This is a genomic window from Gordonia pseudamarae, assembly GCF_025273675.1.
Lineage (GTDB): Bacteria > Actinomycetota > Actinomycetes > Mycobacteriales > Mycobacteriaceae > Gordonia > Gordonia pseudamarae.
On record NZ_CP045809.1, the window covers coordinates 2,601,049 to 2,612,765 of the forward strand.

An 11,717-nucleotide genomic window follows, 5' to 3' on the forward strand; every position below is an offset into this window, starting at 1 on the left:
TGGTGTGGGTCAGCCCGCCGTGTGTGAGGCGGCGGCCGAGGTGAACCGGACGTACCCGTTCTCTTCGAGCTCGTCGGCCAGTTCGGGACCGGCGGATTCGACGACGCGCCCATTGACGAACACGTGCACGTAGTCCGGCTTGATGTATCGCAGGATCCGGGTGTAGTGCGTGATCAGCAGCACGCCGCCGTTCTCGCGCTCCTTGTACCGGTTGACGCCCTCGCTGACGATGCGCAGCGCGTCGACGTCGAGGCCGGAGTCGGTTTCGTCGAGGATGGCGATCTTCGGCTTGAGCAGACCGAGCTGGAGGACCTCATGGCGCTTCTTCTCGCCACCGGAGAAGCCCTCATTGACACTGCGCTCGGAGAAGGACGGATCGATACCGAGTTCGGTCATCGCCTCCTTGGTCTCCTTCACCCAGTGACGCAGCTTGGGGGCCTCACCGCGCACCGCGGTCGCGGCGGTGCGCAGGAAGTTCGACATCGACACGCCCGGCACCTCGACGGGGTACTGCATCGCGAGGAACAGGCCGGCGCGGGCACGCTCGTCCACGCTCATCTCGAGCACGTCCTCGCCATCGAGGGTGATCGAGCCCTGCGTGACCTCGTACTTGGGGTGGCCGGCGATGGCGTACGACAGCGTCGACTTGCCTGATCCGTTGGGGCCCATGATGGCGTGGGTTTCGCCCGATGCGACGGTCAGGTCGACACCTTTGAGGATGTTGATCGGCTCGGCATCGGCGTCGGACTGCTTGACGTCGACGTGCAGATCCCGGATTTCCAGAGTGGTCACAGTTGATCCTTGAGAAATATGTGAAACGAGAATGCTTGGGCTGTAAGCGGTGTCGTCACAGGACGACGAGTTTGAGCTCTTCCTCGATCGCGTCGGCCAGGCGCTGCCGGACTTCCTTGACGCCGATCTTGAGAATGATCTCTCCGAAGAAGCCGAGAATCACCAGACGCCGTGCCTCGGCCTCGCTGATTCCGCGCGACTGCAGGTAGAACAACTGCTCGTCGTCGAATCTGCCGGTGGCGCTGGCGTGGCCGGCGCCGACGATCTCACCGGTCTCGATCTCCAGGTTGGGTACCGAATCGGCGCGGGCACCGTCGGTGAGGACGAGGTTGCGGTTGAGCTCGAAGGTGTCGGTCCCTTCGGCCTCCGGCCGGATCAGCACGTCGCCGATCCAGACGGTGTGTGCCTCACGCATCCGGTCCCCGGAGCCGTCGCTTTGCAGCGCACCCTTGTAGACCACGTTGGATCGGCAGTTGGGCTGGCTGTGATCAACGAGCAGACGCTGTTCGAGGTGCTGGCCGGCGTCGGCGAAGTACAGACCCCACAGCTCGGCGTCGCCGCCGGGTGCGTGATAGTGCACCACCGGCGAGAGCCGGACCAGGTTTCCGCCGAGGCTGACCGCGAAATGCCGGACGATCGCATCGCGGCCGACACCGATGTGGTGGGCGGCCACATGCACCGCGTCGTCCGCCCAGTCGTGCACGTTCACCACGGTGAGGTGGGCGTGGTCACCGACGATGAACTGGATGTTCTCGGCGTAGGTCCCGCTGCCCTGCTGATCGAGAACGACCACCGCGCGGGCGAAGGCATCCAGGCGGACCTGGATGTGTCCGAAGCCCACCTCGTCGACACCGGGGCCGGTGACCCGGACGATCACCGGTTCGGCGAGTTCGGTCTCCTTGGCGACAGTGATCACGGTGGCGGCGGTGAATGACGAGAAAGCCTGTGCGGCAACCCTGTCGAACGGCGCCCCACCCTCGGCCAGGCGCGGGTCGTCGCGACCGACCGTATCGACGGTGACGGCCTCGGTCACACCCTCGACGGTGATCGCCGGGTCGGCGGTACGCACGGCGGTACCGTCGTGCAGGCCGCGCAGCCGACGGAACGGGGTGAACCGCCACGCCTCTTCACGCTGGTTGGGGATCTCGAAGGCGTTCACGTCGAACGAGGTGAACTGTTGTCCCTTGTTGACCTGTGCGGCATTGGCCGGGGCGGGATTGGCCTGGGCGCCGACCGGAAGCGTTGGGTCTGCCATCAGCCGACGGCTCCTTCCATCTGCAGTTCGATGAGTCGATTGAGTTCGAGTGCGTATTCCATCGGCAGTTCCTTGGCGATCGGCTCGACGAAGCCGCGCACCACCATCGCCATCGCCTCGTCCTCGGTGAGGCCGCGGCTCATCAGATAGAACAGCTGGTCGTCGCTGACCTTGGACACGGTCGCCTCGTGTCCCATCGTCACGTCGTCCTCGCGGATGTCGACATACGGGTAGGTGTCGCTGCGCGAGATCGTGTCGACCAGCAGCGCATCGCATTTGACGGTCGAGCAGCTGCCGTGGGCACCGCTGTTGATCTTGATCAGGCCACGGTAGGAGGCCCGGCCACCGCCGCGCGCCACCGACTTGGAGACGATATTGCTCGAGGTGTGCGGAGCCAGGTGCACCATCTTGGAGCCGGTGTCCTGATGCTGTCCCTCACCGGCGAACGCCACCGAGAGCACCTCACCCTTGGCGTGCTCACCGGTCAGCCACACGGCCGGGTACTTCATCGTCACCTTGGATCCGATGTTGCCGTCGATCCACTCCATGGTGGCGCCGGCCTCGGCCTTGGCCCGCTTGGTGACCAGGTTGTAGACGTTGTTCGACCAGTTCTGGATCGTGGTGTACCGGCACCGGCCACCCTTTTTGACGATGATCTCCACGACCGCCGAGTGCAGCGAATCGGTCTTGTAGATCGGCGCGGTGCAACCCTCGACGTAGTGCACGTACGCGCCTTCGTCGACGATGATGAGCGTGCGCTCGAACTGGCCCATGTTCTCGGTGTTGATGCGGAAGTAGGCCTGCAGCGGGATGTCGACGTGCACGCCCGGCGGCACGTAGATGAACGAGCCACCCGACCACACCGCCGTGTTGAGTGCGGAGAACTTGTTGTCGCCGGCCGGGATCACCGATCCGAAGTACTCGCGGAACAGTTCCGGATGCTCACGCAGACCCGAGTCGGTGTCGAGGAAGATGACACCCTGCTGCTCGAGGTCCTCGCGGATCTGGTGGTAAACCACCTCCGACTCGTACTGTGCGGCCACACCGGCCACCAGTCGCTGCTTCTCGGCCTCGGGGATACCGAGCCGATCGTAGGTGTTCTTGATGTCGGCGGGCAGCTCGTCCCAGGTGGTGGCCTGCTTCTCGGTGGACCGGACGAAATACTTGATGTTGTCGAAATCGATCTCGTCGAGTCCGGCGCCCCAGTGCGGCATCGGCTTGCGGTCGAAGATCCGCAACGCCTTCAGCCGGGCCTCCAGCATCCAGGCGGGCTCGTCCTTCTTACCGGAGATGTCGGCGACGATCGCCTCGGACAGACCGCGCTGGGCGACGGCGCCGGCGGCGTCGGAATCGACCCAGCCGTAACCGTAGTTACCCAGCGAGGCGATGGTCTCTTCCTGCGTCATCCCCGTCGGTGCGGGATCGGTGACTGTCATGACGTTGCCTTTCGAGGTGACGGGTGGTGAACGGCGGCCGCGGGCTGTGCGGTCGGTCGCTCGGCAGAACATGTCGTGGTCGGAGCGGAATGATCGGGTGGGTCTGCGGTGGACCCGCGGACGCCGGGGGTCCCCGGCGCTCCGGGCCCGCTGAGCGGTACATGGGTGGTGCAGGCACAGTCACCGTTGGCGATGGTGGCCAACCGCTGCACATGCGTACCGAGTAGTTCGGAGAAGACCGCGGTCTCGGCCTCGCAGAGTTCGGGAAAGTCCTCCGCGACGTGTGCCACCGGGCAATGATGCTGGCAGATCTGGATCCCGTTGCCCACCTTCCGGGTGTTCGCCGAGAAACCCGCACCGGTGAGCGCGTCGGCGATCCCCTCGACGGTCCGGGCCACCGACCCGGAATCCGCGGCCGGTACCTCGGCGACGATGCGGGTGATGCGGTCGCGGGCGAAGTCCTCCACGGCCGTCTGTCCACCGACAGTGCGCAACGCCAGCAGAGCCGCACCCGCCAGATCGTCATAGGCGTGCCGGAGTTTGCCCCGACCGGTGGGGGTGAGCTGGAACCACTTGGCCGGGCGGCCACGACCCCGGCGGCCGTAACCGGCCGACGAGGTCTCCACATCGCCCGCCGCCGACAACGCGTCCAGATGCCGACGCACCCCGGCCGCGCTGATGCCCAGGCGCTCGGCGATCTCACCGGCGGTCAACGGTCCGTCCTCGACGAGCAGCGACACCACCGCAGCACGGGTCTGCCCGTCGTGCGCGGTATGTGCGGCCAGATCGGCAGAAACCTCTTCGGAGTGCCCTGACCTGGTAGTACGGCGTCGACGGGCGTCGTTCACCGGCAGTTCGGTTCTCTCGCCCACGGTTTTCACAACACAAGTGTGTCGTAATTGATTCCCATCTGCCAGCAAGGGTGGCCTTACCCGACCTGTGCCCGGACCCGCCGAAAGGCCAACTAGAGTCAGACTGTGCACGCGACGCCCACCCCGGAGCCGACGCCGTCCCGGTCGTCGGCCGGACGGCGCCTGGCGACACATCTGGGGCTGACCCGCGACCGCGAACAACCCGACGCCGACACGATCGGCGACTACGGCAAGGCGCTCGCGCGCCTGCACGACGACGAACGCGAGGTCGGACCGCTCAACGAGCGGGAGAACCTCCTGCTCAACCGCATCCGGATCTTCGGGGCGACCGGCTCGATCCTGCTGCTCATCGGCTCCCTCGGCACCGGGCAGATCCCGGTTCTGCAGAACCCGGTCGCCGGCACCCGCGTGCTGTCACTGCCGTCCCGGATGTGGAGTACATCACTGACGCTCACCGTCGCCGGGACCATCATCCTGGTCCTGGCCTGGTTGCTGATCGGGCGATTCGCCGTCGGCCGGCTCAGCGTGGAGGTGCTGGCCGGGCGCAGCCCCGCCCGCCGCATGACCCGCAAGCAGGCCGACCGCACGCTGCTGCTGTGGAGCCTCCCGCTGGTGGTCGCACCGCCCATCATCAGCAAGGACGTCTATTCCTACCTGGCCCAGAGCGCCATCGCGCACCGCGGTATGGACCCCTACGTGGTGAGCCCGCTCCGCGGTCTGGGCGTCGATCACGTGCTCACCAGGTCCGTGCCCAACCTGTGGCGCGACACCCCCGCGCCGTACGGTCCGCTGTTCCTGTGGATCGGCGAGGGCATCAGCGAGATCACCGGCAACAACATCACCGCCGCGATATTCCTGCACCGGCTCGTCGCGCTGGCCGGTATCGCCCTGATCGTGTGGGCCCTGCCCCGGCTGGCCCGCAGGTGCGGGGTGTCCAGTGTCGCCGCGATCTGGCTCGGCGCGATGAATCCGCTGGTGATCATCCATCTGGTGGGCGGCATCCACAACGAGGCGCTGATGCTCGGGCTGATGCTCGTCGGTCTCGAACTGGGGTTCCGGGCCGTCTACAGTGCCCGGCGGCTGCGCCCGCCGGGGTCGTGGCTGCCCAGTCACCACGGGTGGTTGCTGATCGCCGGCGCCGCGCTCATCGCGGCCTCGTCCATGGTGAAGATCACATCTCTGCTGGCGATGGGATTCCTCGGTCTGGCGCTGGCCCAGCGGTGGGGCGCCACTCTACCCGCCCTGCGGCACGCGCCCGTCGGGCAATGGTGGCGACGATCACGCCGGTCGGTGATCGCCCTGGGCCTGTCGGCCGGTTTCCACACCATTGTGCTGGCCGTCGTGATGGCCGTGATCGGCGCCATCACCGGGCTCGGCTTCGGCTGGATCCACACCGTCACCACCGGCGGCGTGGTGCGGTCCTGGATGTCGCTGCCCACCGCGGTGTCGGTACTCACCGGAAGCATCGGCCAATCCCTCGGTCTCGGTGACCACACCCAGACCATCCTCGACACCGCGCGGCCATTGGCGCAGGTTGTGGCGGGTGTGTTCATCCTGCGCTGGATGCTGGCCACACTCAGCGGCCGGATCCATCCGCTCGGCGCTCTCGGGGTATCGATGGCCACGTTCATCGCCTTTTTCCCGTTCGTACAGCCCTGGTATCTGCTGTGGGCGGTGCTCCCGCTGGCGGCCTGGGCCACCGGCCCGTGGTTCCGGTCGCTCACCATCCTGATCAGCGCGCTGATCGGCGTGGTGGTGTTGCCGACCGGCGCCAACACCGGCGCCGTGTTCATCGCATCCGGGGTGCTGTCCGGGGTCATCGTGGTCGGCGTGCTCACCGCCGTCTTCTTCGAGAACGACCACCTCTGGCGCCGGGGTCGCTTTTTGTCCCGGAGCCGCACCGGGGAATAGGCTGAGGGCCGTGCGTTCCACGACCGCCCGAACGGGCGCCACCACCGGCGATCGCCGGGCATCGGCACCGGCGGTCGCAGCCGGCGAGCACGCGCTGACCGTCACCGGACTGGTCAAGCGCTGCGGATCCACCACCGCCGTCGACGGGCTCGACCTCACCCTGGCGCGCGGATCGGTCCTGGCCCTTCTCGGCCCCAACGGCGCCGGCAAGACCACCACCGTGGAGATCTGCGAGGGCTTCCGCCGTCCCGACGAGGGCCGGATCCGGGTACTGGGTCTGGACCCGATCGCCGACAACGACGTCCTGCGCACCCGGATCGGCGTGATGCTGCAGGGTGGCGGCGCCTACACGGGCGCACGTGCCGAGGAGATGCTGCGGCTGTGCGCGTCGTACTACCTCGATCCGATCGACCCGCAGTGGCTGCTTGAGGTTCTCGGACTCCATGATGCCGCCCGCACCTCCGTCCGGCGCCTGTCGGGCGGACAGCAGCAGCGGCTGGCACTCGGCTGCGCCGTCGTCGGCCGGCCCGAACTGGTCTTCCTCGACGAGCCCACGGCCGGACTCGACGCCCACGCGCGAATCATGGTGTGGGAGCTGATCGACCGGCTCCGCGCCGACGGCGTGTCGATCCTGCTGACCACGCACATGATGGACGAGGCAGAAGAACTCGCCGACCACGTGGTGATCATCGACCGCGGACGCAAGGTGGCCGAGGGCACCCCCGCCGACCTGACCCGCAAGGGAGCCGAGAACGAACTGCGCTTCACCGCCCCCCGCGGACTCGATCTGAGCCTGCTCGAACTGGCCCTGCCCGAGCGGTACGTGAGTTCGGAACCGTCGCCGGGCAGTTATCTGGTGGTCGGCCCGATGACCCCGCAGGTGCTCGCCACGGTCACCGCCTGGTGTGCGCGCATCAACGTGCTGGCCACCGACCTGCGTGTGGAGAGCCGCAGCCTGGAGGACGTCTTCCTCGGACTGACCGGGAAGGGCCTGCGCGGATGACCACACCAGAGTCGATAAACACACCAGAGCAGACCAGCACGCCAGAGCGGACCAACGCACCAGGGACCGACTCGGCCAACCGATTCCCGGCCGGCGCGTTCGCCCCCGCACCACGGCCCGCACCCATCACCACCATCCTGACCGCCCAGGCTTGGCTCGAACTCAAGCTGCTGCTGCGCAACGGCGAGCAACTGCTACTGACCATGTTCATCCCGATCACCGTGCTGATCGGGCTGTGCCTGCTGCCCATCGACGCCGGACTCGGCGCCACCGTGGGCGAACGCGCCCACGTGATGGTCCCGGCCATCATGACGGTGGCGATCATGTCGACGGCCTTCACCGGCCAGGCCATCGCGGTGGGCTTCGACCGTCGCTACGGCGCGCTCAAACGGCTCGGTGCCACTCCGATCCCCCGATGGGGCATCATCGCGGGCAAGGCGATCGCCGTCGCCCTCGTCGTCGCCCTGCAGGCAGTGATCCTGGGCGGAATCGGACTGGCCCTGGGCTGGCGGCCGGATATCGCCGGACTGGCACTGGGCGCGGTGATCATCATGGTGGGCACCGTGACGTTCGCGGCGCTGGGTCTGCTGCTCGGCGGCACCCTCAAAGCCGAGGTCGTGCTGGCGCTGGCCAATCTGTTGTGGTTCGTGCTGATCGGCATCGGAAGCCTCACCATCGTCGACTCCGGCGTGCCCGAGACGGTGCGCCTGGCGGCCCGCTGCGTCCCGTCCGGTGCGCTCACCGAAGCCCTCAGCCGGGCGGCGTCCGGTGGTTTCGACGCCTTCGGAATCTGTGTATTGCTGATCTGGGCGGCCGTGGCCGCCGCACTCGCCGTAAGGTGGTTCAAGTTCGAATGAGTTCCGTCACAGCCCACAACTCACCCGACACCGACACCTCCGCAGCCTCGCTACCGGCCGGACCGCCCGGCGGCAAACCGTCGATCTTCGACCGGATCCCCGGCTTCGCCCGTCCCACCGACCGGTTCGTCACCGGCTGGGCGATCGCGCTGCTCGTGTCCAACATCGGAATCGTCGCCACCGGCGGTGCGGTGCGCCTGACCAAATCCGGTCTCGGCTGCCCGACCTGGCCACGCTGCACCGCCGAATCGGTGGTCCCGCACGCGGAACTGGGCATCCATGGCGTCATCGAGTTCGGCAACCGGATGCTCACCTGGGTCCTCACGGTGATCGCCATCGCCACCGTCGTCGCAGTCTGGCGCCACCGCCCGGTCGTCGGCTTCGACCGCAGGCTGTCGGTGCTGCTCGCCCTCGGCATCCCGTTCCAGGGTGTGATCGGCGGTATCACCGTGCTCACCGATCTCAACCCGTGGATCGTGGCCCTGCACTTCCTGCTGTCGATGGCGCTGGTCTCCGGTGCGACCTGGCTGGTCTACCGGCTGCGTCACCCGCACCCCTCGGGCGAGGCCACGGGCCCCGACACCAGCGGCTCCCCCGCCCTGATCGCCCGGCTGGGCCGCGACCTGTCCTGGCTCGTGTACGTGGTGACCTGGGCGGCGACCTACCTGGGCACCGTGGTCACGGGCTCGGGGCCGCACGCCGGCGACGAGGACGCACCCCGCAACGGGCTCGACCCGGCCAACGCCACCCAACTGCACGCCGACGCCGTGTTCATCCTCCTCGGCGTCGCCCTGGCGCTGGTGATCGGTGCGCGCGCAGCCCGTCTGGAGCAGTTCCGTGTCACCGCGGTGTTTTTCGGTCTGCTGCTGCTGCAGGGGTTGATCGGTGTGATCCAATACGTCACCGACCTGCCGATCGCACTGGTGATCGCACACATGACCGGCAGCGCACTGCTCATCGTCGGAGCCACCTGGCTCGTCATCTCGTTCACCCGCGCCGCCCGCGAACCGGCCCACTGACCGCAGAGCCCGGGCCACCGCCGTCGGAGAATGGCCGCATCCCCGACGAGGATGCGGCCATATCGCGTTACCGGAGCCGTCAGCCCAGGCCGGGGTCGCGGTACCGGGGGTTGACGATCGCGGTGTTGCGGGCCTTCGGGAATCGCTTCTGACCGGCCACCCAGCCGGCCATCTTGGCGTAGTGACCCTTCTGCGGGGTGACCGTGGAGATGAGCTCACGATCCCACTCCTCGGCCGCCTCCAGGCCGTCCACGGCGTCGACGACGGCCTGGGCCGCGGCGACGTCGTCCACCACCCGATCACCGAGAATGCCGCCGGACTCACCGACGAGGGTGATCCGGACCCCCGCCGCCCCGATCGGCTGCAGCACGGCCTTGGCCGAGCCGCCCTCACGGGCCACGAAACCACGCACGGCCGCGAGCAGGTTCTTGGGCACGGTCACCTTCGGCGTGGTCTGCTGTGGGGCTTCGCTGTCGGTGGCGGGCGCGTCAGTCATGCGGGTCAGCATACCGGCAGCCATCGGGGGGCCGTGTACAACAGTGGTATGCGTGCGATACAGGTCACGGCCCACGGCGGCCCCGACGTCCTCATCCCGGCCACCGTCGACGATCCGGTGCCCGCACCCGACGAGGTGCTGGTGCGCACGGGTGCGGCGGGGGTCAACTTCATCGACACCTACCTGCGCCGCGGTCTGTACCCGTCGACACCGCCGTACATCCCGGGATCGGAGATCGCCGGCACCGTGGTGGCCGTCGGTGCGGCGGTCACCGACCGCCGCGTCGGCGAGCGGGTGGCATCGGTGACGGCGCCGGGCGGCTACGCCGAACTGGTGTCCGTCCCGGCCGGACGCACCGTCGTCCTGCCTGGCGAGGTGCCCGACGACGTCGCGGGTTCGTCCATGTTGCGGGGTCTGACCGCGCACTATCTTCTCGACGGCAGTGCGCACCCGCGCGAAGGCGACTCGGTGCTCGTACACGCCGGTGCCGGCGGTGTCGGATTGATCCTCACCCAACTCGCCAAGTTGCGTGGGCTGCGGGTCATCACGACCGTCTCCTCCGATGAGAAGGAGACACTGTCGCGGGAGGCGGGGGCCGATCATGTCCTGCGCTACGATGCAGAACTGACCGCCCGGGTGCGTGAGCTCACCGACGGCCGAGGTGTGGCGGTGACCTACGACGGCGTCGGTGCCGACACCTTCGAGCAGTCCCTGACCTCGACTGCGGTCCGGGGCACCGTGGTGCTCTACGGCGCGGCGAGCGGTCCGGTACCGCCATTCGACCTGCAACGGCTCAACGGACTGGGTTCGCTGTCGGTGACCAGGCCGACGTTGGCGCATTTCACCGCGCAGCCGGAGGAATTGTCCTGGCGGGCAGGCGAATTGTTCGGGGCGATCGCCGACGGCAAGGTCAGTGTGCGGGTGGGCCAACGGTACCCGCTCGCCGACGCCGCTCAGGCTCATCGGGACCTGGAAGCCCGGATCACCACCGGAAGCACCGTATTGATCCCTTGATTCGACGTGTGAATTAGAAGAAGTCGGCGATGGTCTTCATGTTGACGACGGCGTCGATCGCGAGACCGCAGAACAGGACCGCCAGGTACTCGTTGGACTGCAGGAACACCTTCAGCGGTGCGACCTCGGCCCCGGCGCGGGTTTCGCTGTACAGCTTGTGCACCCGGCTCAGGAACCAGCCGCCCCCGAGAACCGACACGGCCAGATAGATCCAGCTGGTCGCGGGGATCAGCACCAGCGAGGTGATAACGGTGGCCCACGTGTAGAACAACATCTGGCGGGTGACGCGCTCTTCGGTCGCGATGACCGGCAGCATCGGCACCCCGGCCGCCTTGTAGTCCTCCTTGTAGCGCATGGCGAGCGCCCAGGTGTGCGGCGGTGTCCAGAAGAAGATCACCAGGAACAGCACGATCGGTTCCCAGCTGAGCGAGCCGGTGACCGCGGCCCAGCCGACGAGCGTCGGCATACATCCGGCCGCACCGCCCCACACCACGTTCTGCCAGGTGCGGCGTTTGAGGATCATCGTATAGACACCGACGTAGAACGCGATGGTGGCCAGCACAAGCAAAGCGCTGAGCAGGTTGGCCGCGAGGGACAGCACCGCGAACGAGGCGAAACCCAACACGATGCCGAAGATGAGGGCGGCCCGCGTGGACACCGCGTGCCGGGCGATCGGCCTGCGCGCGGTGCGCTTCATCTTCTGGTCGATGTCGGCGTCGGCCACCATGTTCAGGGTGTTGGCGCTGCCGGCGCCGAGCCAGCCACCGATCAGGGTGAACACGATCAGCGGGAGTTCGACCTCGCCGCGATCGGCCTGCAGCATCACCGGGATCGTCGCCACCAGAAGCAGTTCGATCACGCGGGGCTTGGTGAGCGCGATATAGGCGAGCACGGTGTCGCGCACGCGCCTCGGCAACGATGGCCGGTCCGAACCCTGCGGTACCGAGGCATCTGTGGGGGCGGCGGAGGACGATCCGCTCACATGTTCCCCAATCCTCACTGGCACTCCTCGTCTGCCTGCGGACACCGATGTCCCGGGGCCGACTGCTCGGCCGACTACTA

General features: G+C 67.6%; 11 protein-coding genes. 5 read left to right on the forward strand and 6 right to left on the reverse strand.

Annotated elements, in window-relative coordinates; translation table 11 throughout:
- Positions 1 to 9 precede the first annotated feature (9 nt).
- Genes sufC through GII31_RS11515 form a run of 4 tightly spaced genes read right to left on the reverse strand, consistent with a single transcriptional unit; the run spans position 10 to position 4,364 of the window.
- Positions 10 to 792 carry a Fe-S cluster assembly ATPase SufC gene (gene sufC / locus GII31_RS11500; RefSeq protein WP_213243193.1) on the reverse strand — a complete coding sequence of 261 codons (783 nt, stop codon included), beginning with the start codon at positions 790 to 792 and terminating at the stop codon, positions 10 to 12.
- A gap of 55 nt (positions 793 to 847) precedes the next feature.
- A complete protein-coding gene (gene sufD, locus GII31_RS11505; protein ID WP_213243195.1) occupies positions 848 to 2,047 on the reverse strand; it encodes a Fe-S cluster assembly protein SufD in 1,200 nt (399 codons plus the stop codon).
- On the reverse strand, positions 2,047 to 3,453 hold the full coding sequence (sufB, locus tag GII31_RS11510) for a Fe-S cluster assembly protein SufB (RefSeq protein ID WP_407649975.1): 1,407 nt from the start codon (positions 3,451 to 3,453) through the stop codon (positions 2,047 to 2,049). Before sufB ends, sufD begins: the two co-directional genes overlap by 1 nt.
- A gap of 26 nt (positions 3,454 to 3,479) precedes the next feature.
- Positions 3,480 to 4,364: a helix-turn-helix transcriptional regulator gene (locus GII31_RS11515; RefSeq protein WP_213243198.1), complete on the reverse strand. Its 885-nt coding sequence runs from the start codon at positions 4,362 to 4,364 to the stop codon at positions 3,480 to 3,482.
- Between the two features lie 153 nt (positions 4,365 to 4,517).
- Between GII31_RS11515 and mptB the strand changes: the two genes are divergently transcribed.
- The 4 genes from mptB to GII31_RS11535 are packed head-to-tail and all read left to right on the forward strand — an operon-like array spanning position 4,518 to position 9,145.
- Complete coding sequence (mptB, locus tag GII31_RS11520) at positions 4,518 to 6,266, forward strand: polyprenol phosphomannose-dependent alpha 1,6 mannosyltransferase MptB (protein ID WP_213250196.1); 1,749 nt, start codon at positions 4,518 to 4,520, stop codon at positions 6,264 to 6,266.
- A gap of 10 nt (positions 6,267 to 6,276) precedes the next feature.
- Entirely contained in the window at positions 6,277 to 7,269 is a 993-nt protein-coding gene (locus GII31_RS11525) for an ABC transporter ATP-binding protein (RefSeq protein WP_407649806.1), read from the forward strand.
- Positions 7,266 to 8,126 (forward strand): ABC transporter permease, encoded by an 861-nt coding sequence (locus GII31_RS11530; RefSeq protein WP_213243201.1) that lies wholly within the window; start codon positions 7,266 to 7,268, stop codon positions 8,124 to 8,126. The genes GII31_RS11525 and GII31_RS11530 overlap by 4 nt, the downstream gene beginning before the upstream one ends.
- Entirely contained in the window at positions 8,123 to 9,145 is a 1,023-nt protein-coding gene (locus GII31_RS11535) for a COX15/CtaA family protein (RefSeq protein WP_260839950.1), read from the forward strand. Before GII31_RS11530 ends, GII31_RS11535 begins: the two co-directional genes overlap by 4 nt.
- A gap of 79 nt (positions 9,146 to 9,224) precedes the next feature.
- Here GII31_RS11535 and GII31_RS11540 read toward each other — a convergent pair whose 3' ends face one another.
- Positions 9,225 to 9,653 carry a hypothetical protein gene (locus GII31_RS11540; protein ID WP_213250200.1) on the reverse strand — a complete coding sequence of 143 codons (429 nt, stop codon included), beginning with the start codon at positions 9,651 to 9,653 and terminating at the stop codon, positions 9,225 to 9,227.
- A gap of 36 nt (positions 9,654 to 9,689) precedes the next feature.
- Between GII31_RS11540 and GII31_RS11545 the strand changes: the two genes are divergently transcribed.
- Complete coding sequence (locus GII31_RS11545; RefSeq protein WP_213243205.1) at positions 9,690 to 10,655, forward strand: quinone oxidoreductase family protein; 966 nt, start codon at positions 9,690 to 9,692, stop codon at positions 10,653 to 10,655.
- A 13-nt stretch (positions 10,656 to 10,668) separates the two neighbouring features.
- On the opposite strand, the gene GII31_RS11550 is transcribed toward GII31_RS11545, so the two are convergent.
- Positions 10,669 to 11,637 (reverse strand): heme o synthase, encoded by a 969-nt coding sequence (locus GII31_RS11550; RefSeq protein ID WP_407649807.1) that lies wholly within the window; start codon positions 11,635 to 11,637, stop codon positions 10,669 to 10,671.
- Between the last annotated feature and the right edge of the window lie 80 nt (positions 11,638 to 11,717).